14 protein-coding genes are annotated in these 25,340 nt (G+C 36.6%); 13 read left to right on the top strand and 1 reads right to left on the bottom strand.

The window, feature by feature from the left end:
- From OM074_RS03795 to OM074_RS03835, 9 genes are all read left to right on the top strand, one after another.
- The coding region (locus tag OM074_RS03795) for a hypothetical protein (protein ID WP_301197957.1) at nucleotides 1–207 on the top strand (207 nt) is incomplete at its 5' end.
- A gap of 114 nt (nucleotides 208–321) precedes the next feature.
- Nucleotides 322–1,305 (top strand): family 43 glycosylhydrolase, encoded by a 984-nt coding sequence (locus OM074_RS03800; RefSeq protein ID WP_301197958.1) that lies wholly within the window; start codon nucleotides 322–324, stop codon nucleotides 1,303–1,305.
- 374 nt (nucleotides 1,306–1,679) lie between these two features.
- Nucleotides 1,680–3,980, top strand: coding sequence for a GH92 family glycosyl hydrolase (locus OM074_RS03805; protein WP_301197959.1), 2,301 nt, complete (start codon nucleotides 1,680–1,682; stop codon nucleotides 3,978–3,980).
- Between the two features lie 71 nt (nucleotides 3,981–4,051).
- Nucleotides 4,052–5,596 carry a glycoside hydrolase family 28 protein gene (locus tag OM074_RS03810; protein ID WP_301197960.1) on the top strand — a complete coding sequence of 515 codons (1,545 nt, stop codon included), beginning with the start codon at nucleotides 4,052–4,054 and terminating at the stop codon, nucleotides 5,594–5,596.
- An 11-nt stretch (nucleotides 5,597–5,607) separates the two neighbouring features.
- Complete coding sequence (locus tag OM074_RS03815) at nucleotides 5,608–7,839, top strand: alpha-N-acetylglucosaminidase (RefSeq protein ID WP_301197961.1); 2,232 nt, start codon at nucleotides 5,608–5,610, stop codon at nucleotides 7,837–7,839.
- A gap of 48 nt (nucleotides 7,840–7,887) precedes the next feature.
- Nucleotides 7,888–9,030 (top strand): acyltransferase family protein, encoded by a 1,143-nt coding sequence (locus tag OM074_RS03820; protein ID WP_301197962.1) that lies wholly within the window; start codon nucleotides 7,888–7,890, stop codon nucleotides 9,028–9,030.
- Nucleotides 9,031–9,237: 207 nt separating this feature from the next.
- Complete coding sequence (locus tag OM074_RS03825) at nucleotides 9,238–13,437, top strand: hybrid sensor histidine kinase/response regulator transcription factor (RefSeq protein ID WP_301197963.1); 4,200 nt, start codon at nucleotides 9,238–9,240, stop codon at nucleotides 13,435–13,437.
- Nucleotides 13,438–13,619: 182 nt separating this feature from the next.
- Nucleotides 13,620–15,005, top strand: a complete 1,386-nt coding sequence (locus OM074_RS03830) for a glycoside hydrolase family 28 protein (protein ID WP_301197964.1) — start codon at nucleotides 13,620–13,622, stop codon at nucleotides 15,003–15,005.
- Nucleotides 15,006–15,476: 471 nt separating this feature from the next.
- On the top strand, nucleotides 15,477–16,184 hold the full coding sequence (locus tag OM074_RS03835) for a histidine kinase dimerization/phospho-acceptor domain-containing protein (RefSeq protein ID WP_301197965.1): 708 nt from the start codon (nucleotides 15,477–15,479) through the stop codon (nucleotides 16,182–16,184).
- Here OM074_RS03835 and OM074_RS03840 read toward each other — a convergent pair.
- Nucleotides 16,165–16,758, bottom strand: a complete 594-nt coding sequence (locus OM074_RS03840; protein WP_301197966.1) for an RNA polymerase sigma factor — start codon at nucleotides 16,756–16,758, stop codon at nucleotides 16,165–16,167. The two genes, OM074_RS03835 and OM074_RS03840, sit on opposite strands and share 20 nt — an antisense overlap.
- 253 nt (nucleotides 16,759–17,011) lie before the next feature.
- Between OM074_RS03840 and OM074_RS03845 the strand changes: the two genes are divergently transcribed.
- The 4 genes from OM074_RS03845 to OM074_RS03860 all read left to right on the top strand — a co-directional run bounded on the left by OM074_RS03845 (nucleotide 17,012) and on the right by OM074_RS03860 (nucleotide 25,318).
- Nucleotides 17,012–17,989 carry a FecR family protein gene (locus OM074_RS03845; protein ID WP_301197967.1) on the top strand — a complete coding sequence of 326 codons (978 nt, stop codon included), beginning with the start codon at nucleotides 17,012–17,014 and terminating at the stop codon, nucleotides 17,987–17,989.
- 112 nt (nucleotides 17,990–18,101) lie between these two features.
- The gene (locus tag OM074_RS03850; protein WP_301197968.1) at nucleotides 18,102–21,431 is read left to right on the top strand and encodes a TonB-dependent receptor; all 3,330 of its coding nucleotides are present in this window, start codon (nucleotides 18,102–18,104) and stop codon (nucleotides 21,429–21,431) included.
- A gap of 12 nt (nucleotides 21,432–21,443) precedes the next feature.
- Nucleotides 21,444–23,000 (top strand): RagB/SusD family nutrient uptake outer membrane protein, encoded by a 1,557-nt coding sequence (locus OM074_RS03855; protein WP_301197969.1) that lies wholly within the window; start codon nucleotides 21,444–21,446, stop codon nucleotides 22,998–23,000.
- Nucleotides 23,001–23,161: 161 nt separating this feature from the next.
- Nucleotides 23,162–25,318 (top strand): glycoside hydrolase family 43 protein, encoded by a 2,157-nt coding sequence (locus tag OM074_RS03860; RefSeq protein ID WP_301197970.1) that lies wholly within the window; start codon nucleotides 23,162–23,164, stop codon nucleotides 25,316–25,318.
- The last annotated feature ends 22 nt before the right edge of the window (nucleotides 25,319–25,340 follow it).

A 25,340-nucleotide genomic window follows, 5' to 3' on the forward strand; every position in this document is an offset into this window, starting at 1 on the left:
TTTTTGGGGCAATGCCAAAAAGGGAGTTGGGTTTGGGACAACGTCCCAATATCAAGAAATTCACGAAGTGAATTTCTTAATTTAATGACATTGACCGCAAGTGTCTCATACGCTACCGCGCGTGTCCCCACGCGTGGTTCATTAAAAAATAAAGAACAGCACGATGAAATCGTGCAGCAGCAACATGAGTTTTCTTGCAGAGACTAATTAAGGCAATAAGGTTAAAGGAAAAATAATTAATTATGATAAAAGTTAGAATAAATAACATACTAGATAGTGACCAGTCTTTATCTTTATGCTTTTAACTTAAAACGAATTTTTATGAAACGAAGATTTAAATTTTTACCTCTGATTGTTTTGATAGCTGTGGCGTGTGGAGCACCACAAAAGAAAGCAAAATCCAATGAGGAAAAATTAATTACTAACCCAATTGTGGATGGTTATTTTGCCGATCCATCTATTGTAAAAGAAGGTGATACTTTTTATATCTATGCCACCATTGATCCATGGGGAGGAGAGGAATTAGCTGTTTTTTCAACCAAAGACTTTACTGATTTTACCCGCCACCATATTAACTGGCCAACCAAAGAGGCTTGTACCAGTGAAACATCAAATAATTCTATGGTTTGGGCTCCGGCTGTACGTAAAGCTCTTGACGGAAAGTACTATATGTATGTTTCTGTAGGTAGCGAAGTTTGGGCAGGAGTGGCAAATAGTCCTTTAGGATCTTGGAAAAATGCCAAGAATGACAATACTCCATTAGTAGCTAAAGAAGATTTTCCGGAAGTGCATAATATCGACGCCGATTGCTTTATTGATGATGATGGTCAGGCTTATCTTTATTGGGGCTCCGGTTTTAACTGGGTAAATGGAATCTGTATGGCTGTTAAGTTAAAGTCGGATATGGTTACTTTCGATGGCGAACCTATCGATGTAACACCTCCTCATTATTTTGAAGCACCGCATATGATTAAGCGTTTTGGTAAATACTATTTGATGTTCTCTGATGGTAAAGCGATAGACCATACCTATAAAATTGGTTATGCGGTAGCTGATTCTCCAATGGGGCCATTTACCGAAGGGGTGAATAGTCCAATTTTAACCACCACTGCCGATAGTACCACTTATGGTCCGGGGCATCATAGCGTGTTTAATGAGAATGGTCAGGATTACTTGTTATACCATCGTATTTTCCCGCAAGGAGAAGAATATGTACTGCGTCAGCTTTGTATCGATAGTTTAAAATTTGATGCAAATCAAAATATTGAAAAGGTTATACCCAAAGGGGTGAGAAGCCCCCTCTAACTCCCCCAAAGGGGGAGAACTGATTTGCAGCTTGGTGATTCTTTTTGTCTTAGAGGCTCAGACAAATTGTTTTTATTGTAATTAAACAGGCTTTGCAAGCTGTAAATTAGCTCTCCTCCTTGCTAAGGAGGAGTACGTCGCCAAAGGCGAGGGGAGGTGGTTTGTTTTTTAATTATTATATCAATACCCCCCCCTTTACTGCCGTGCGTGTCCTCACGCATGGTGTAATATAATTGATTCGCAGGGTGGCTAGTAATTACCACAGAGGCTCAAAGACACAAAGTTTAATTTATGTTTTTTGAAGATTCTTTGTGACTTTGGGTCTTTATGGTGAATAAATTGATTTGGTTTTAGAAGGATGAAAAAATAACAATATGACAAACAGGATTTTACATATAGGTATTTTATGGTCGGTTTTACTAACCTTGCCAATATCTCTGTATTCTCAAAATCATAAATATGTTGATCCTTTAATTGGATCTGAAGGATTGGGTAATGTTTTTATTGGGCCTTCTGCTCCATATGGAATGGTAAAACCCGGGCCGGATAATGATGTGGCTTCCAATAGTGGGTACTCAGCCAATGCAGATAAGGAGATTTATGGTTTTAGTCAGGTTCATGTAAGTGGAACAGGAGGAGGACCAAAATACGGGAATATCTCCGTGATGCCTTTCTCTTCGGAGAGCGATACTCCTTCAAAAGATCAGACATCATTGCGTAGCGATGAGCAGGTTCGCTTGGCTTATTACAATGTAATGCTCAATAAATGGAATATCCAAACTCAAATCACTACGTCAGACCGTGCTGCATTCTATCATTTTTCATATCCGCAAGGGGCAAAACGTTTTGTAAAGATTGATTTGGGTAAGTTCCTGGGTGAAGCTGCTATTCCAAATCCTGATGCCCGCGAAGCACAACAATTTGTAGGTTCAGAAATTGAAATTGTATCTGATACCGAAGTTCGAGGGTATAGCCGAATACGCGGTGGCTGGAATAATGGTAGTGCCTATACAGTTTATTTTTCTGCAGTTTTTGACCAACCTATTTCAACCTATTCAACATGGAAAAAAGATAAAATATTTAGCAATCAAAAGATTCAAATTGATACAGGTGATAAAACCGGAGCTATCTTGTCTTTTGATGGGGCGAATGATGATATACAAATGAAAATAGGTATTTCATTTTTAAGTCCGTTGAAAGCCCGGGCTAATATCAATAATGAAATACCCCATTGGGATTTTAACCAAACCCTAAGTCAAACTCAAAATAAATGGGAGGCTGTTTTTAAACGCCTAGAAGTAAATGAAGATGCAAGTACTGAGTTGAAAACAATGCTTTATACCGGATTGTATCATACCATGCTTATGCCGGTTGACAGAACAGGAGAAAATCCTTTGTGGGAAAACAACGGTCCCTATTATGATGATTTCTACGCCATCTGGGATACTTACCGTTCTTCCAGTCCATTAATAACTTTACTAAATCCATCACGCCAGGTGGATATTATAAATGCCATGCTTCAAATTTATAAGCGAGATGGTTATATGCCGGATGCCCGTAGTGGTAATTCCAATGGTAGAACCCAGGGCGGATCAAATGGAGAAGTAGTGATTGCAGATGCTTTTGTTAAAGGACTGCAAGGAATAAAATATAAAGTGGCGCTGGAGGCTATGCTGAAAGACGCTACTGTGCCTCCGGGAGGTAATGAAGAGAAAGAAGGCCGCGGGGGATTGACTGATTATAATCGCTTGGGTTACGTTTCAACTGATTTTGTCAGAGCCGGAAACCGGACGCTGGAATATGCTTATAACGATTATTGTTTGGCCATAGTTGCCAAAGCTATTAAGCGTAGAGGAGAGTATTGGCGCTTTATTAAACAGGCCGATAACTGGCAAAATCTATGGCGCGATATTGAAGATCATGGATCCCGCGGTTTTATCATGCCTAAAGATGCCCATGGAAACTGGGTAGATAGTATTCAGTGCAATGCAAAATATGGCAGGATAAGTTATGTGCCTTATACCCCTGTAATGCAGGATTGGCCTATTTGCGTGTGTTGGTGGTGTGGTTTCTTTTATGAAGCAAGTTCGTGGGAATATTCATTATCTGTACCTCATGATGTTGCCAAACTAGTGGAATTGTCAGGGGGTAAAGAGGCCTTTCAAAAACGGTTAAATACCTTGTTTGATAAAGGATTGTACAATGTTGCCAATGAACCTTCTTTTCTTAGTCCGAATTTGTATCACTGGATCGGTCGGCCGGATTTAAGTAACGATAGGATTCATCAAATCATTGACAATAATTATAACATCAGCGCAAGCGGAATCCCCGGTAATGATGATTCAGGAGCGATGTCTTCATGGCTGGCTTTTCATATGATTGGTCTTTATCCAAATGCTGGTCAGTCGTACTATTTAATTAATGCCCCGTACTTTAAGAAAACAACAATCCATCAGGAGAATGGAAATGATTTTATCATAGAAGCAAAGAATCTTTCAGAACAAAATAAATATATCCAATCTGTACAATTAAATGGTGTTGATTACACAAAGGCATTTATAGAGCATAGTGATATTGTTAAAGGAGGATCGCTGACAATAATAATGGGATCAAAACCTTCTGATAAATGGGGAACGGAATTGTTGCCTCCTTCATTGTCGGATAAAGAGATATAGGGAAGTTAAAAGTTGAAAGTTAAAAGTTGAAAGTGCAAAGCCTTTTGTCTTTCATCTAAATTTTATAGAAAATGAAGATATTACAAACAATAGTATTGGTTTTGAGCTTAATCTTTGCTCAAACGGTTTATGGAAAATCATATAACATTCAGGATTTTGGGGCTGTTGCTGATGGAGTTACATTAAATACAAAAGCTATTCAACAGGCAATCGACAAAGCAAATAAAAAAGGGGGAGGCAAAGTTATTATTCCTTCAGGTAAATTTTTAACCGGAAGCATACAGTTAAAAAGCAATGTGGAATTGTATCTTGAAGAAGGTGCTTTTTTACTCGGTAGTACCAGTCCGTATGATTACTTTAAAGTTAAAGGAGAAGGAACTCCCGAAAGCCCTAAAACAGATGATAACTCGGAGTTGGGACTCATTTTAGCTATTGATGCTTCAAACATAAAAATTACAGGACAAGGAACAATTGACGGACAGGGGTTAGCGCTGGCTTTAAATGGAGATAGCTTGCATCATGCCGGAGTGTTGGTTGATAAAAACTACAATTACAGGAGGATGCGTCCCAGCGAATTGGTTCGTCCTAAATTATTCCGGTTTCTGCAATCCAATAATATTGAAATCAAAGATGTAACCTTAACCAACAGTGCCAACTGGGGTTTGTCGTTCGATTTATGTAAAAACATGATTTTGGATCATCTTACTATTATTAATCGTGCTTATTGGAATAATGATGGAATGGACATTACGGATTGCAAAAACGTAAAAATAACAAACTGTAATATCGATGCAGCCGATGATGGTATCTGTTTGAAATCATATCATCCCGAATCATGTAACGATAGTATTTATATTGCCAATTGTACCGTAAGGAGCAGTGCCAGTGCAGTAAAGTTTGGAACAGGTTCGTTTGGGGGATTTAAAAATGTAACCATCGAAAATATTAAGGTGTTCGATACTTTCAGGTCTGCAATAGCCATTGAATCGGTGGATGGTGCAGTAATCGAAAATATTAAAGTGAAGAATATTGTAGCTAAAAACACCGGCAACGCCATATTTATCAGGTTAGGACATCGTGGAGGAGAGAAACCGGGGATTGTCAGAAATATCCATATTTCAGATATGCAGGTTGAGGTTCCTTTTGGTCGTCCTGACATAGATTATGATTTACGTGGACCGGAAGTAGATTTCTTTCACAATCCATTTCCATCATCTATTGCAGGAATCCCTGGCCATGAAATCGAAAATGTAACAATCGAAAATGTAACGATAACCTTTCCGGGAAGAGCGACTAAAGGAATGGCTTATGTTCCTTTAAGTGATTTGGATCGCGTTCCGGAACAGATAAAAAAATATCCTGAGTTTTCAATGTTTGGAGAGCTTCCTGCTTGGGGTTTTTATGTTCGACACGTTAAGGGGCTTGAATTTAAAAATATCATTTTAAAGCTTGAGGATAAGGATTTTCGTCCGGCGTTTGTGTTTGATGATGTAGAAAAATTAGATGTACAAAATACTAAGCTTGAGAATTGTGGTTCACAAGCTCAGTTCGCCTTGAAAAATGTTTTGGATTACAATATTGATTATCCGGTTGAGAAAATAACAATAGTAAAATAAAAATGATGAACATGAGGAGTATTTTATATCAAATATCGATATTGATTTTTTGTAGTGTAGTTGTGGGGTGTACTACTAAATCGGGTGTGGGTAAAGCAAAGTCTCCGGCTGATCGTTTGATTCAGCGGATTATCCCAAATCATGCACATCACTTTGTTACAGAAATAGGTGTAAAGGATAGTGTGGATTGGTTTGAGATAGAATCTGTAGATAATAAAATTGTACTGAGGGGAACTAATGGGGTTTCGGTGGCTTCTGCTCTGTACTACTATTTAAAAGAATATGGTCATTGTCAGATTACCTGGAATGGTACAAATTTAAATTTACCAGATTTACTTCCGGTTGTTAAAGAAAAGATTCATAAAAAAACACCTTATGAATACCGCTATTATTTAAACTATTGTACGTTTAACTACAGTATGAGCTGGTGGGACTGGGAACGCTGGGAGAAAGAAATTGACTGGATGGCTTTGCATGGCATCAATATGCCGTTGGCCATTACCGGCGAAGAATACATCTGGGATCAGGTATATCGTTCGTATGGATTTACAGATGAGGACCTGGATCCTTTCTTCAGTGGTCCTGCGTATTTTTCATGGTTCTGGATGGGAAATCTGGATGGTTGGGGAGGCCCGCTTCCCAAAAGCTGGAAAGAAAGTCACAAGGAATTACAAATTAAGATAGTACAACGTCAACGCGAATTAGGTATGAAACCTGTTTTGCCTGCGTTTACAGGTCATGTACCTGCTTCATTTAAAAAGTATTTCCCTGATGCAAAACTAAAGCAAACCAATTGGGGCAACGATTTTGAGGATACTTATATCCTTGATGCAGATGATCCTTTGTTTGCCGAATTAGGTAAGAAGTTCCTTGAAGTTCAGTCGGAAGTTTACGGAACAGATCATTTATATTCTGCCGATACTTTTAATGAAAATGAACCGCCAACTGATGATCCAGAATATTTGTCAGAGCTCAGTAAAAAAGTATTTGAAGGAATGAAGTCTGCCGATCCGGAAGCTATTTGGGTGATGCAAGGATGGTTATTTTATAGTCATCGTGATTTCTGGAAAGCACCACAAATCAAAGGTTTGCTGGATGCAGTTCCTAACGACAGGATGATTATTCTTGATTTGGCAACAGAAATTGAACCCGTATGGAAACGCACTGAGGCTTTTTACGGGAAGCAATGGATATGGAACATGCTTCACAACTTTGGTGGAAATATCAGTATGTTTGGCCGTATTGAAAATGTTGCCAATAATCCTGCAGAAGATTTAAATGATCCTAAATCAGGACAGCTTAAAGGAATTGGGTTAACCATGGAAGCCATTGAGCAAAACCCGGTTTTATATGAGTTGATGACTGATAACACCTGGAGAGATACACCCATTGATCTTGATGCCTGGTTGAAGGACTACATTAGAAACAGGTATGGAAAAACTACTCAAGATTTGGAGGATGCATGGAATATCCTGGTTCAAACTGTATACAATGGTAAAGTAATCAGGGATGGTGCAGAATCAATTATAGTGTCCCGTCCTACTTTTGAAGGCTATCGCAGATGGGCTCGTACCAAGATGAATTACAAACCTGAAGATTTACTTCCAGCATGGGACTTATTCATTAAATCGATAGATGGTAGCGACCAATACGATGGTTTTCTTTACGATTTAGTAGATGTTTCGCGACAAGTGTTAGCAAATTATGCACTGCCTCTGCAACAACAAATTACTGTGGCTTATAATAACAACGATAAACAAAAATTTGAGCAGTATAGTAAGGAGTTTATCGAATTAATTGAGGATATGGATGGATTGTTGGCTACCCAAAAAGATTTTATGTTGGGGCCTTGGTTAGCCGATGCCCGAGAATGTGGATTTACAACTGAAGAAAAGGATTTATATGAGCAAAATGCCCGTGATTTAATTACCCTTTGGGGTGATGCCAATAACAGGCTGCACGAATATAGTTGTCGTCAGTGGAGTGGCTTGTTTAATGATTTTTATAAACCACGATGGGAACAGTTCTTCGATCAGATTCGTCAAGACTGGCAGAAATTCGATCAGAAAGCTTTTGATGAAGAGATTAAACAATGGGAATGGCAATGGGTAATTTCCAACAATGAATTCCCTGTTGAACCAAGTGGAGATCCTGCAGAAATAGCTGTGGAATTGTATGAAAAATACAGAGATAAGATAATACCATTGACTAATATTCAACCTCAGATAGATTACAATTATTGAAATAAGGGTGAGAGGGTGAAATGGTGTAAAGGATACTAAATATTTACTATGGCAGAAATTGTGAAAAAGAGAGCAGAACGTTTTTTATCGTTGGATGTGTTTAGGGGGCTAACCATAGCCTTAATGATTGTAGTAAACACGCCTGGAACAGGTGCTCAAATATATGGGTATTTTATACATGCTCAATGGTTCGGTTTTACATTGGCCGATCTGGTGTTTCCATCGTTTCTTTTTGCAGTAGGGAATTCAATGAGTTTTTCTATGCTAAAAATGAAACAAGCTCCGGTAGCTTATTTTTGGACAAAAGTGATTAAAAGAACCATCATTATATTTTTGTTGGGCTATTTAATGTACTGGTTCCCGTTTTTTAAACTTGGTGAAAGTGGTGGATTGATGCTTAAACCAATATCGGAAACACGTATAATGGGAGTTTTACAGAGAATTGCACTTTGTTATTTCTTTGCGTCAGTTATTTTTTATTACCTGTCAGAAAAAGCCGCTTTAATCATTTCAGCAATTATTTTATTAGGCTATTGGGCCATATTGTATTTGTTTGGAGAGCCTGGGGCACAACTGGAAATGGCCACCAATGCTGCTTCAAAGTTCGATTTGTCAATTTTAGGTTTTGGTCATATCTATAAAAGGGATAGTATTCCTTTTGATCCTGAAGGTATATTGAGTACCCTGCCTGCAATTGTTAATGTTGTTTTGGGATATATTGCAGGTGTATTTATCCAGAAAAAAGGAAAGTCTTTTGAAGGAATTTCCAAACTGTTAATGATAGGGTTTGCGATGACTTCGCTGGCATTATGGTGGGATTTGATTTTTCCGATGAGTAAAAAGTTATGGACAAGTCCTTTTGTACTTTACACCGTGGGGCTTGACTTGTCAATCATGGCTGTACTTATCTTTTTTATAGAATTTAAGAAAGTAAAATCAGGGATTGCATTTTTTGATGTTTTTGGAAAGAATCCTTTGTTTATTTACTTGTTTTCAGAACTCTTTTACGTGACCGTGAGGTTGATTCCTGTTGGGAATGGCCTGGATGCCTTTGAGTGGGTGAGTGAAAAAATATTTCAGAATATTTTTCCGGGAGCTTTTGGGTGTTTAGTTACAGCAATTGTTTTTATGTTAATATGTTGGTCGTTAGGTTATGCCTTACATAAAAAACGGATTTACATTAAAATTTAGATGCAAATAATCAAATTCATAGAAAAAAGTTAAAGCCTTTGCGGGGTTGAGCACATGGCAGTCGTTTTGATACAAGTTTTCATTTAAAATCGGTTGCCCTGCAGGTAAAGTTATTATGCTATCAACTATAATTATTAATTTATAATATGCTGACTTTATTTTATATTCAATACATTTAAGGTTGAATTAAAAATAAAATATGTGCACATGAAGATGATTCATCGTTTTATTATACCATTTAGTGTTTGCAAGATAAGTCCTGAGATATTAAAAACACCAAATGCTCACCCCAGGCCCCTAATGGGGAAATCTTTCGTACAGTGTGGGTTAGAGGGGCTCCCAGTAGGGAATCAAAGGGTGTGTGGATGGGAAAATAGACTTTTCTTGCTGGGACTGGTTATATTATTTATTTCAACTAATGTTTGGGCTGAAGATATTAAGCTTGAACATTATAGTCGCGAAAATGGTCTGTCCCATAATTCTGTCAGGCACATAGTTCAGGATAAAACCGGTTTACTTTGGTTGGGTACCTTTAAAGGTTTAAATAGTTTCGATGGTCAAAAGTTTACTCCTTATGTAAGTAATATAAAGTCAGCAAACAGAATTAAGGATGATGATATAACAGCCTTGCTTATTGATGACAATGATATTATGTGGATTGGGACAAGGGGGGGATTGACCCGCTTTGATCTTAAAACACGCCAGTTTAAAACCTTTCTTCCCGATAAAAACAATCCACAGTCAATCCCTGATTCAGAGATAAGGTCAATATATATAGATCAATTTAAAAGGCTTTGGATCGGAACCAAAGATTCAGGATTATGTATATTCAATCAGGAAACAGAATCCTTTTCCCGGGTAGAAATTGAAGGATTTACTTATATAAAAACAATATTCGAAGATATTAACGGACATATTTGGGTAGGAAGTTTCGACACAGGAGGGATTTCAAAAATCACGTTAAATGATAAGGGCGATATTCAGCATATAAATAATTATACCTTAAAAGTACCGGGAACCAATATTGTTAACCCCTATACCTATTTTATATATCAGGATGATAAATCTGATATTTTTATTGGCACCCGCGAAGGCCTGTATAAATGGGATAAGCAGGATAATGTATTTGAATTGCAGCCTATTCATGATCTAACTTTTAAAGAAACCATAGGACCGTATTTTATTTCAATAACAAGGGCTCCCGATGGAAAATATTGGCTTGGAACAATTGGAGGAATCATTGTATGCAATCGTTTAGAAGATATATCAAAAGGAAATTTCCAGTGGTACTATTCAAAACGATCTGAAAAAACCTCTTTGGTCGATAACGCTGTTTCAGCTCTATATTTTGATAACTCAGGGTTGCTTTGGATTGGAACAGATAATGGATTGGATAAATACGATCCCTTTAAAAATCAATTTAAGAGTATAAACTCCTTTGCTTTAGTAGTTAACGGACGAATTCCGCGTATTTCAGATTACGGACAAACATATGATAACAAACTGTTGGTGGCTACGCATAATAGTGGTTTATTTTTAAAGGATAGAAACCGGTTTAAACCTATTGAAAAAAAGTATAAAGACATTTCAGGTGTTTTTTCACCTGATGGAAAGATATTTTACTGTGGATTATGGTCTGGAAAGATTTTAATTTATAACTATGTTTTAAATACTTCAAGAGTAATTGATGTAGGTTTTAGCTCAGTTCCTGTTTTTGCTTTTAATAAGTTAACCGGAGGAAACATAGTAATTGGTTCACATGGAAGCGGTGCTGTGATTATCGATCCTATTACCCTGAGGGTTGATTCTACGCTTAGAAAACTGTTCCCAAATATTGAAATTAACCAGGTAGCATCAACAAAAGAAGGAGTTATTTGGTTGGCTACAGAAAATGGTGTGATATCATATAACCAGCAAAATCAAGAGGCAAAATTATATACTTCTAAGGATGGCGAAATAGAAGGGTTAACAAATAACAGCACAAAAGTTGTTTGTATCGATAACACCGGAAAAATATGGGTATCTACCAGAATGGGTTTAAATTATTATTCGCCTGAAATTGATGATTTTAAACAGGTTATAAATCCACAGGAGTTACGTAAAAACTGGATTACAGATATTTTAAAAGATAATAAAGGTAATTTGTGGTTCAACTTTAATAATGGACAGGTGGGGCTGTTTAATCCAGTCGACAATAAATTAAATACCTATGATGTAGGTAGTGGTAACCGATTAGATATATTCAGTAATAAGGGATTTATGCTCTTTAGTGATTCTCTTGTTTATATTACCGGGAAAGATGAAATCATACATTTTACCATTGATGAGCTGAAAGACAATCTGAAATCAGATCCTCCTTTTATCAGTGAAGTAAAAGTTCAAAACAAAACAGTTTCTCCGGGAGATACAATTAAAGGGCAAGTGGTTTTGCATGAGGATATTAATTACTCCAGAAAACTGGAGCTTGAATATGTAAACCGTAATTTTTACCTGTCATTTTCGTCTCCTTCGTATTCAAACACCAGGTTAAACAAATATGAGTATATGCTCGAGGGTTTTGATGAAGAGTGGATTACAGTTGATAATAACTCTACCAATATTCAATATACAAATCTTTACCCTAAAGAGTATACCTTTAAAATCAGGGCTTCGAATAGTAGTGGATATTGGAGTGACATCTCATCGTATCATATCATAATTAATCCTCCTTTTTGGTTGACCTATAAGGCTATTGTTTTGATGTTAGCCTTTTTAACTCTTACAATATATTTGGTTCATAAACAGTTAAAAAGGAGTTTGATGTTAAAGCATGAGCTGTTGATGGAGAAAGTACAGCGGGAAAGAGAAGATAAGCTCAATCATGAAAAACTTCGGTTTTTTACCAATATATCTCATGAGCTAAGAACACCCATATCATTAATTATCGGGCCTGCCAAACAACTTGCCGAAGAAGGTTTAAATACAGATTATCAAAGAAGCCGTATTGGGTTGATACTACAAAATTCAAACAGGCTCTACAATTTGGTTAACCAGCTTCTTGATTTCAGGAAAGCCCAAAATGGGGAACTCAAATTAAAGGTATCTAAAACAGATATTCTTTTATATTCAAAAAACATATTCCATTCTTTTGAGGGACTGGTAAAAGAAAAAAAATTAAACTATCATTTTATCTGTGAGCAAGAGGAAGTTATAGGATGGATAGATGGAGATAAATATGACAAGATATTGTACAACCTGTTATCCAACGCCATTAAGTTTAGTCATAAATATGGCCGGGTTGATTTATATGTTGGTATAAGTCATGCAGACGATGGATCAAGAAAACTGGATATTGAAGTCAGCGATGATGGTATTGGTATTCCCGAGGAAAGCCAGAGTAAAATTTTTACCCGGTTTTACCAGGTCGAAAATACAAAAGATGAACACACAGGCAGTGGGATCGGATTAGCTCTGGTAAACTCTCTGGTAAAAATTCATAAAGCAAACATTAAATTATATAGTGCTCCTGATAAAGGAAGTGTTTTTACTATTGAAATTCCGATAGATAAGGAATCGTATGAAGAAAATGAAATTTTCGATTATGAATTGAAATCAACCGCGTCTATTCAAACTGTGGTAACCGATGTAAAGAAGAAAACCTATGCAACAGAGTTGAGAGAAAAGATTTTAGTAATAGAAGACAATCAAGAACTAAGGGATTATATTGCGGATTATCTTTCAGATTATTACAAAGTTTATAAAGCTGAAAATGGAGAAGAAGGGCTGCAGATGTGTCGTCAGGTAAACCCTATTATTTGTATCGCTGATGTGATGATGCCTGTAATGGATGGTTTTGAGTTTTGTAAATCACTGAAGAATGATGAAAGGATTAGCCATATCCCGGTTGTGTTATTAACTGCGTTATCCGATAGCGATAACCAGATTAAAGGTTATAAATTGGGTGCCGACGGATACTTGACCAAACCCTTTGATCCATCCTTGTTAAAAACTCGAATCGAAAATATTGTAAAAGCCAGGGTAAACCTGAAAGAAAAATTTTCAGGAGATGTGGAAAGTAGTGTTGATTTGTTGACCCATTCCCCGGTAGACGAGGATTTTATGAATAAAATTACTGCCATTATAGAAGAAAATATAAGCGACACCACTTTGGCAGGGAACCTTATTTGTTCCGAATTGGGCACAAGTTCATCAACCCTTTATCGGAGAGTTAAAGAACTTACCGATCTGTCGCCCAACGAATTTATAAGAACAATCAGGTTGAAAAAGGCTTTTCAGCTATTAAAACAAAAACGGCATAATGTTTCGGAGGTGTCTGATATGGTTGGGTTTAATGATCCGTACTATTTTAGCAGGTGTTTTAAGAAACAGTTTGGCTTTCCGCCAAGTAATTTGTTGGGAAACAAATAAACTATATAGTGAAATACAATAGTTCGTTAATTTTTTATAAGTGTGAGATTATGAGATATTTAATAAAATCAACTTAAGTTGGGTTAAGATTTGATTTTAAGCATCTTGCAAATAAGTCTCTTATCTCTTATCTAAAATCTAACGATCTGTTAGAAATAATGAAATTAAATAAAATATATCGTATGAGGCATTTAAAGAGTATTTCGGTTGCATTAACAATGTTGCTGTTAATGGGTTGTCAGGTTAAAAAAAATACTGATAAAGTATTTAATATAGTTGATTATGGTGCGGTTGCCGACGGTGTAACGGATAATGCATCAGCCATAAAGCAGGCTATAGATGCTTGTGCAAAGGCCGGTGGTGGAAAGGTTGTTGTTCCTTCCCAGGGTGTTTTTTTAACCGGGCCGTTTGATTTAACTTCAAAAATGGAGCTGCATGTTGAAGGCGGAGCTACCTTGTTAGCCAATCCGGATACTGCTGTTTATACACAAAGTGCTTTTAGGGAGAACCCGGGTGAAGGTACTATTTGGATTGGAGGGAAAGACCTTCATGATGTATCTGTTACGGGACTGGGAGTAATTGATGGAAATGGAATTAAATTCATGGGAAAAGAGCTGGAAGATTCGTATGAGCTTTTGCCTTTTAATGTTAAAGACCCCCGTCCGCATGTTTTAACCCTGGTTAATGTGCGTAACCTTCGTATTGAGAATGTTACTTTCAGGCATTCTGCTTACTGGACAGTGCACTTAATAGGTTGTACTGATGGCGTTATTACCGGAATTACCATTGATAACAGCCTGAAAATAAGGAATAGTGATGGCATTGACCTGGATCATAGTAAAAATATCAGAATTAGCGATTGTAATATTAAAAGCGGGGATGACAGCATTTGCTTAAAAAACAGAAGAGAGTTTGAAGAATATGGAAATTGTGAGAATATAGTTGTTACCAACTGTTTGATGTGTTCGCGATCATGTGCTTTTAAAATTGGATCTGAGAATATGGACACCATTCAGAATGTGACCGTAAACAATTGTACCATCCTGGCCAGTAATCGTGGCATTGGTATACAAAACAGAGATGAGGGTGTAGTGCAAAATGTACTGTTTTCGAATATTATTGTGGAAAGTCTATACTTTAGTGATGTATGGTGGGGTAAATCGGAACCTATCTATGTAACAGCTTATCGCAGGGCTAATATCGACCATAAAGATGCCAGCTGGCGATTCCCTGAAGGTGCAACAGAAGGGTTTGTTGGAGAGGTAAACGACATTACTTTCAGAAATATCCAGTGCAGATCTGAAAATGGTATATATGTGAGCGGAGAATCCAAAGACAAAATCAACCATATTCTTTTCGATGGAGTGTCGCTTGTTTTAAACAGGGTTACCGATTATGAAGGAGGTATTTACGACCGTCGCCCTTGCGAAGGTGTAGGACTTGTAAAGGCCAAAACTTCTGCTTTTTATATTGATAACGCTACCGATGTACAGGTAAGAGATTGTGATATTAGGATGGGGGATAATCCTCCTGCAGAAATGGGTAAATTGATTCATAGAACAAACTAGATTGTTATTTAATACCATTTTGACGATGAAATGAGCACTTGGTATAACTCAGAAAACCCGGAATCTAAAATTTGTAGGTTCCGGGTTTTTTTTATGATTTCTCCAACCGTGTGTAAATTTTTCATTTATAATACAATTAGCTGAATACCTGTTGATGTGTGACTATGTTTCTAAAGTTTATTAAAAATGTATATGATTTATGTTTGTTTGGTATTAACTTTCTAAATTTGCAGTCAATTACTACTCTGTTACTTTTATATGATAATGAATCTTGAAATCTTTAGAGATCATATTCATAAGGATAAATTCTATTTTGAATATGTAAAGGAATTGCATGTATCTATCTTAAAGCATAATAAATTGTTATTGCCTTTTATGCTTTTGGTGTTTATTTATTACTTGATAGGAGATTTCTTTATTTGGAAGATTTTTGCATTCTCATTTCTTAGATACCCTGGTATAATAACATGTGTGTTATTATTGATTTTTACCTATTCAGGATTAAGGGAAAAAAGGTATCTGGTTATTGTTGTTAATAATTTTCATTGTCTCTCCTTATTGTTTATGGGGTTTGGATTGGTGTTGATAGGGCCTCAATATAATTTTAAGGGTATTATTTCATGTATATTATTAATTGTTGCCTCTCATTTTTTTATTAGGGGATATTGGTCTACCCTGTTGCTTTATGCTATAGGCTCCGTTATGGGGTTAGTTACCATAGTTTATTCATACATGCATTTTACAACGTACGATCATGCTGAAGTGGTTGGATTAATAACTGTTTTTGTTGGAATAGTAATACTAAGTTTTAATAATGAAAAAATAAGATATAATGAGTTTTATCTTAAAAGAAATTTGATGCAAGAGAAAGATAAAACACAATCTCAAAATATACAGCTACAGAGTATTAATAAAAGATTGGATGTGACTTTAAAACAATTGGAAGAAGTCGATAAATCAAAAAATAAATTCTTTTCTGTAATTGCGCACGATTTAAGAAGCCCTTTTTCTTCAGTGGTGAGTTTGACTGAAGAATTAAATGTTAATTTTAAAGAGTACTCATTACCCGAAATTGAATCAAGAGTCAGGATTATTGAAGAATCTACAAAGTCAACACTGGATTTCTTAAATAATTTATTGTTTTGGGCATCATCACAACTTAATTTAATAACATGCTAATAATAATAACCAGTTGAGCATACTTGGGTTTAAGTTGGTTGCGCAGCTGGGTTTTTGCTTCCCTCAAGTGTTTTTCTACCGCTTTTACTGTAATACCCAATTCTTCAGCCACTTCTTTTTGTTTGCGGCCATTTATCTTGCACTGTATAAAAATGTTCTTTCTTTTTTCTGGCAGGTCGGATATTGCTTTTTTTAAAGACTGGATTAATTCCTCTTCAATGCTGGTGCCTTCTTTGGCTGTAAAATCTAACTGGTAAAGATATTGCAGTTCATTTATAGCAAACTCGTCCGATAAATTTATACTATGATGGGCTTTTTCACTTTTTAAAAAGTTCAGGCATTTATTACGGAGCATTACAAACAATAGGCTCTCAACCGACTTAGATGTATTGATTTTTTTTCGTTGTGTCCATATGTTTTCGTAGCAATCCTGAACGAAATCTTCAATTTGTTTAGAATCCTTGATAAAGAGACTGCAATATCCAATCAACCTGGGATAGGTCTCTAAATAAAAGGAGCTAAACGAATCCGGGTCTCCGTTCTTTAATTTAGTTCTAAATTCAATATTGCTCATATAAACGATAAGGAATCAATCTTTTTAGTTTCTATTTGCAAAGTAATATAAATTTTATTTTATGACAAAAATTAAGAATAATTTACAATTTAAAATATCAGTTTTTGATTCAAAAAGTGCTGTGGGTTAGTGTGGTAGCGGAAGTGGTGGTTTTTGGAAAAAACACTAATTATAAAATAATGTAAAAAAAAGTTACATTTTTGAGGTAGGGTTTTGGAGGGTTGGTTGTACTCATTATAAAAGCAAAATTTTAATGACTGAGTTAATAAGAAAATATCTTGAAAATATAGCTACAGAGGAGGAGCGAAGAGAATTGTTGGAATGGTTGAGGGATGGCAAGCATTATGCAGAGTTCTGTAAGGTTAAAAAATCGTGGAAAAATAATCTGAAAAATGAGAATATAAATCCCGTAACAGAAAAAGGGTTGGTTAACTTTCAATCCTTTATGCTTAATGATACAGTTGCTCAAACAAATAAAATAATAAAACTAAAAAGCTTTTATAAATATGCAGCTGTAGTGTTGTTGTTCATTATTTCGGGAGGAGGGTTTTATTTTAGTAAGTATATTAATAACGAACCTCTATATACAAAAATAGCTGCAGATAGGGGGAGCGTGGCTACTGTAACTTTGCCGGATAGCTCTAAAGTATGGCTCAATTCAGGTTCTACCCTGGAGTATTCAAATGGTTTTGGAAATAGCCAAAGGTTGTTGAAATTAAACGGACAGGCCTATTTTGAGGTGGTAAAAAATAAAAAGGTTCCGTTTATAGTCCGCAGCAGGGATATTAATGTAAAGGTATTGGGAACTCGGTTTACTGTAGATGCCTATGATAATGCAGTTCAGGCTTCGGTTGTACTGGAAGAAGGAAGCGTTGAAATGACGCCATCAAGGCATCCGAAACAAAAAATGTTTTTAAAACCGGGTGAAAAAATTGTGTATGATTCAGAAACAGAAAAAGCCAAAAGAACTAATGTGCGTGCAGAGAGGTATAGCAGTTGGAGAAATGGGATTTTGAATTTTTATAATACCCCAATGAGGGATGTTGTAAGAAAACTGAGCAACAGGTACAATTTTGAATTCGGATTGGATCAGGCACTTGAGGATATGGAAGTAACCTTTACGGTTAACCAGGAGGATCTGCCCAGTGTTTTGGATTTGTTAACCACGATAACACCAGTAAATATTGTATCTAAAGGAGATTCAATTTTAATTAAACCATATACTAAATAACGGTTGTTGTTTAGCTGAATAAAAAAACCGGAAAAATGCGGCAACATTTCCCCGGTAAATTTTAAAGCACCCGGCAAGGTGCTTATGTATAACTTAAAGTCGTTGTAAAATTATGAAAAAAAATGGAAAAGTTAGAGGCGATTGTTCTCTAATAAAAGTGAATCAACTCTTTAGAATCATGAAACTATCATTTATTCTCTTATTTGTTTCGTTCGTCTCGATTTCTGCTAGTGTGTCAGGACAGGATGATATGATTACCTATTCAGGTAGGGCTGTAAAAGTCAGTGAAGTATTAGATTACATTGAACAAAACACTGATTTTACTATTGCCTATAGTTCTGAGTATATCGATTTAAACAGGGAAGTTTCTGTTAATGTAAAAAATGAAAAGGTAGAGAATCTTTTGGATGAAGTTTTTCAGGGAACATCTATCGCAATAAGAGTCACCGAAAACAGGATTTTGTTGTTCAATAAAGAGGTGCAGCAGCAGGAAGGAGTAACAAAATCTATTTCAGGTGTAATTTCGGATGATAAGGGAGAAGTTATCCCCGGAGCATCGGTTTTAATCAAAGGAACAACCATTGGTACCATCACAGATTTGGACGGAAAGTTTGTGCTGTCGGATGTTCCAGAAGATGCTGTTTTAGTAGTTTCATTTATAGGTATGCAAAGCCAGGAAATTGCTGTTGCAGGCAAAACGGTATTTAATATTTCCCTAAAATCAGATGTAATTGGCCTGGATGAAGTTGTTGCAGTGGGGTATGGCTCAAAGAAAAAAGCAAACTTAACAGGAGCAGTCGGAAATGTGCAGATGAACGATATGGAAAGCCGACCATTGACCAATGCCAGTTTAGCATTACAAGGTACAGTAGCTGGTGTATATGCTTTGCAAAGTTCAGGGAAACCTGGTGATGATAATGCTGTGATTGATATTAGGGGAGTTGGTACTTTTGGTGATAATTCGCCTCTTATATTGATTGATGGATTTCCTGGTAGCATGTCTGATGTAAACTCTAATGATATTAAGTCTATTTCTGTATTGAAAGATGCTGCATCTGCTTCTATTTACGGTAACAGGGCTGCAAACGGTGTAATTTTGATTACAACAAAAAAAGGTGCACCTGGTCAAATGAAGGTTTCATATAGTGGATATATAGGCGTTCAGGAGCCAACAACCTTGCCGGATGTGCTGAATTCATCTGAATATGTAACGCTTCACAGGGAAGCTTCTGAAAATTCAGGGCGAGTTCAGACTTATTCACTGGAAGATCTGGCTAAATATGAAGCTGGTGATGATCCTATGTATCCAAACATCGATTACTTTGATGTTTATTATGGTTCTGCTAGTACACAAAACCATAGGTTAACAATGTCTGGAGGTACTGAAAAGTTGCATTATGCTTTTATGGTAGGTAGGTTAGATCAGGATGGAATCATGGTTGCTACTAATTATAAAAAGACAGATTTTCGCTCTAATATAGATGCATATTTTTTAAATGATAACAGGTTAAGATTATCATCTAAGTTATCGGGTAACCTTGGTGTAAAGGGGGAGCCTAGAAGTGTTTGGAATGCTACATGGTATGCTACATTGGCTCCTATTTATCCATTAAAAAATGCGGATGGTCAATATATGACTGTAAATGGGGAGCTAAACCCTTATGCAAGCATAAAGGCAGGAAGTACTTCTGAAACAAAACGTTATAATTTCAATGGACAGGTTGAGGCTGAATATAAAATATTGGATGGATTGAGTGCTCAGCTTACTTATGGATACAATGTTGTTGATGCCAACAGGAATTCATTTAATGCCAATAATGTTTTATACAATAAGGATGGAAGCACTAAAACAGAGTCTTCTGATTTAACTGTTGCTAATGATAATAATATTCAAACATTGTTGACTGCTTTGATCAAGTACAACAAAACCATTGGATTGCATCAAATAAATATGTTAGCAGGGTATTCGGAAGAAGAATTTACCTGGGACTGGCAAAGTGGTTATCGTAAGAATTTTGTTAATAACGATCAACGAGTATTATCTCTTGGGGATGCAGCTACTCAAACAAATGATGCAGGTAGTTACGATTTAGGGTTAAAATCTTATTTTGGTCGTGTAAACTATATATTTAATGATAAATACTTGTTTGAAGCAAATATTCGTAGAGATGCTTCATCCAGGTTTGCAGAAGGAAATCAGTGGGGTACGTTTCCATCATTTTCAGGAGGTTGGATTATTTCTCGAGAAAGTTTCATGAGTAATATTGACTGGTTAAGAGCTCTAAAATTAAGGGGATCATGGGGGCAATTAGGTAGCCAGAATATTGGAAGTTATTATAATGGTAGTGATGTATTAAGTTCAGGACGAAATTATTCGTTAGGAGGAACATTGTATTCTGGTGTAGCTATTACAAGTATGACTAATAAGGAGTTAACCTGGGAAACATCAGAACAATTAAATTTTGGTGTTGATTTAACCTTGGATAATGGAATTGATTTTACATTTGATTTCTTTGATAAAAGAACAAAAGACTTGTTGCTAACACGTCCAATTCCTTTAACAATGGCTGCATCTGCCCCATATGTAAATGCGGGAGAGGTTCAGAACAAAGGTTTTGAGGCATCACTAACTTACCGAAAAACTTTTTCTAATGGATTAAAATTGAGGACTACACTAAATGCATCTCATATTGTAAATAAAATTACAAAGATGAATGCACCGGAACAGTTAAATTCTCCTAAGGCTATTAAGGTAGGTTATGCTATTAACTCATTTTACGGCTATGAAATGGATGGAATTTATCAGGTGTCGGATTTTGATTACGATGGTACGACTTATACTTTAAAACCAGATGTTGTTTCAGTTACAAATTATGTGGCACAACCAGGAGATATTAAGTTTAAAGACCTTAATGGAGACAATGTGGTTGATGCTAATAATGACAGGAAAGTTATTGGTAAACAGTTCCCGGATCTTACTTATTCTATGAATATTAACTTGGAGTGGAAAAACTTTGATTTAGGTATGTTCTTCCAGGGGGTTCAAGGTATTGAAGGGTATCTGTATTACGAAATAGCATCTCCGTTTAGTGGTGTTGCCAATATGGGAACATGGTGGAAAGACAGATGGACTCCAGATCGACCATCTAATACATTGCCTCGTTTAACCCTGGATGAGTACCGTACTAATATTCACTCTTCTTTCTATATGGAAGATGCATCATACCTACGATTGAAAAATTTAGAGTTGGGTTATACTTTAAGTCCTGGCATTATTTCAAAAATAGGTTTGAGTTCTGTTAGAGTTTATGGAAATATTCAGAATGTTTTTACCATTACAGACTTCAAAGGTTTCGATCCTGAGCAAACAGTAGATCAAACCAGGGCAGAGGCGTTCCCTCAGGTTAGAGTAATGACAATGGGTATCAATGTTAACTTTTAAATGAACATGAATATGAAAAATCTAAATAGAATATTTATATTGTTTTTAATATCTTCTGTATTGTTTGGATGTGCAGATGATTTATTGGAGAAAACACCAAAGGATAGCTTGTCTCCAGCTACATTTTTTCAGGATGAAACGCAGTGTATGATGGCTTTGATGGGTGTTTATGCTGCTATTCAGCCCAATGCTACACCAACACACTTTTATCAATTTGAATTTATGTCTGATAATGGTTACTGTCAGGCAGCCTGGCAGGGATCAAATGAAATTGGTTCGTGGAGTACAACCTCAACCAGTTGGGGTCCATATGCAAAATGGACTCAGAATTATACCATTATTGCAAGGGCAAATGAGTTTATACAGGATGTTGCAAACGCAGATGTGGATGAGGATGTGAAAGAACAAATGGTTGCAGAGGTTAAGTTCTTAAGAGGATATGCTTATGCCGATTTGATTACCTATTATGGCAATGTGCCATTGATTACAGAAGTATTGCCTCTGTCAGAAGCCTATGTTAGCAGAGACTCTAAAAGTGATGTCCTTACTCAGGTTCTCAAAGATCTTGACGATGCGGCTGCTGTTTTACCTACTTCGTATGACGGTTCAGAGGTTGGAAGGGCAACAAAAGGTGCAGCATTGTCATATAAAGCAAAAATTCTTCTTTATAATGAAAGATGGAGTGAAGCCGCACAAGCTGCTAAGGAAGTTATTGATCTAGATGAATATGATTTCTTTAATGACTATGAAGCGTTGTTTACAGAATCTAATGAAAATAATATTGAGGTAATCTTTGATATTCAGTATATTCAAACTCAGTCTCAACCTTGGCCTGCAGAGCCCTTTGTTTTAGGTACGTGGCAAACATCAAACATCACTGCTTCAATGATTAATTCATATTATATGACAAATGGATTGCCAATAGATGATCCAAATTCCGGATATGATGATCAGGATCCTTATACAAACAGAGATCCAAGGTTAGATGCTACAGTTGTTTTACCGGGAACCCAATACGGGGAAGCTACTTTTGTTCCAGCTAGTTATGCAGAGTACCCATGCGGTGCGAAACCCAGAAAATACGCAGAATATGGAGTGGCCGATGTTAATGTGAGTTCATTGAATACTATCCTGATGCGTTATGCAGATATTTGTTTAATGCGTGCAGAGGCTTTGATTGAATCAGGTAGTACTGATCAGGAAATATATGACTTAATTAATGCCGTAAGAGCAAGGGTAGGTATGCCTTCAATTGAATCTGTTGAAGGTTCAGGGCTTACACAATCTCAACTTCGTGATATTTTGAGACATGAACGAAGGGTGGAGTTTTGTATGGAAGGAACCCGGTATGCGGATATGTTAAGATGGAAAGATGAGGCTTTGGTACATGATGTTTATGGATATGATAAGTCCTTACTAAGTGATCCTGCAGATCCTGCCAAATGGGTTTTTAAACAGATTAAAATTGCAACAAGAACATTTAATTCTACAAAAGCCTGGTTATGGCCAGTGCCTCAGGCTGACATAGATATTAATGAAAATTTGTTACCGAATAATCCGGGTTATTAATCCAATCTAAACAATACTTGAGGGGCGATCATTGTTCGCCCCTTTTTTTTGTAGGCCGATCATGTTTTAAGTAATACTTTGGTATTTTTGTAAATATTAACCAGAATTCGATATAAAATTATTAATTATTTAAATACTCGATGATGATACCGTTGAATAGAATGAAAAGAAGTTGTAATGTGTTTCTGCTTTTTGTTGCGGCAGGGTTGTTATTGTTAACAAGTTCCTGTACCAAAAGCAATAAGGATGATTATTCTGCCTATTTGTTTGCTTATTTTACCGGAAACGGCCCTGGTGAAGAGGCCATACGATATGCAGTAAGTTTTGATGGTTATCATTACCGGGCTTTGAACCATAATAAGGCCATTCTGGATTCAAAAAAGATAAGTACATCAGGTGGTGTCCGCGATCCTCATATTTTAAGGGGGGCAGATGGTAAGTTTTATATGGTAGCCACCGATTTGTATGTACCAGAACAGGGCTGGAATAACTTTGCCATGGTGTTGATGAAATCAAGCGATCTGATCAACTGGGAAACTTCAGTGGTAAATATCCCTGAAACCTATAAAGATGAGTTTGGCGATGTTGACAGGGTTTGGGCTCCGCAAACCATTTATGATGAGGAGCAGGGTAAGTATATGATTTACTTTTCCATGAAACAGGGCAACGATCCGGATAAAATTTACTATGCCTATGCCAACCCGGATTTCTCAGCTTTAGAAGCAGCGCCAGAACAGTTGTTTTTTAGTCCAACCAACAATGCCTGTATCGATGGCGATATTATTAAGTACCAGGGCAAGTACCATTTCTTTATGAAGTCGGAAGATGGAGAACCGGGTATTAAATTGGCCATGTCGGATAAGTTGACAGAAGGTTATGAACTGGTTAGCAAGGAAAGAGTGGACGAAGAAACAGACCCTGTTGAAGGAAGTGGGATCTTTAAACTAAATAATTCGGATGAATGGATATTGATGTATGACTTGTATACCAAGGGAGGTTACCAGTTTACAAAAAGTACCGATCTAAAACACTTTACCGTGATTGATGAAGAAATTTCAATGAATTTTCATCCAAGACACGGAACCGTAATGCCTATAACAACTGATGAATTAAACAGGTTAATGACCCAATGGGGAAGTTTTGAAGATGTAATGATAGAGTCTCAGGGCGAAGGTATTAAGAAATTAAACGTGGATATCAAAGCAGAAAGCAAAACCATCCATATACCGGTTAAACCGGGAGTTGACTTTACCAATTTCGATCCTCAGTTTAAAGCCTGGCCAGGGTTGTCTATCCAACCTGCAGGGGCTCAGGATTTCTCTAAAGGAGCTGTAGAGTATACTTTTAAATATGAAGGTTTAGGCGAGGTAAAGTATGCCGTTGAACTGGCCGAGGATCATAACCCTGTACTGGAAGGGTATTATGCCGATCCGGATATTCTTTATGCAGAAAAAACAAATAAATTCTATATCTATCCAACCTCAGATGGTTTCGATGGCTGGTCGGGCTATTATTTTAAAACTTTTTCTTCGGATAATTTAGTGGATTGGAAAGATGAAGGAATAATCATTGACTTGCATAAGGATGTAAGCTGGGCAAACAGAAACGCCTGGGCACCTTGTATTATTGAGAAAAAAATTAAAGGGGAATACAAGTATTTCTATTATTTTACGGCAGCTCAAAAAATTGGTGTGGCCGTGGCCGATGATCCAACCGGACCGTTTGTGGATAGCGGTAAGGCTTTGATCGACTTTAAACCTAAAGGGGTTACCAATGGTCAGGAGATTGATCCTGATGTTTTTACTGATCCTAAAACAGGAAAAAGCTACCTGTACTGGGGCAATTGCTATATGGCAGGTGTTGAGTTGAATGAGGATATGGTTTCCATTAAAAAAGAAACCTTAAAGACTTTTAAAATTGGAGATACTTTCCGCGAAGGTACCTATACGATATACAGAAATGGAAAATACTATTTTATGTGGTCGGAAGATGATACCCGAAGTCCAAAATATAAAGTACGCTATGCTACTTCAGATTCTCCATTGGGTAAGCTAACCTTCCCTGAAAATAACATTGTGATTCAGCGCGACGCGGAGAAAAACATTTTTGCCACAGGACATAATTCTGCGGTCCAGGTTCCTGGAAAAGACGAATGGTATTTGGTATATCACCGTTTTACCTATCCAAAGGGTGTTGAAATGGGACCTAAAGGCGGATTTCATCGCGAAGTATGTATCGATAAACTGGAGTTTGATGCCCAGGGAAATATTATTGAAGTAAAACCGACTTTTGAAGGGGTTAAAGCAGTAAAGTTATAAAACATAAATCAAGGGTTGAGGC

It is taken from the genome of Plebeiibacterium marinum (assembly GCF_026013615.1).
GTDB classification, from domain to species: domain Bacteria; phylum Bacteroidota; class Bacteroidia; order Bacteroidales; family Marinilabiliaceae; genus Saccharicrinis; species Saccharicrinis marinus_A.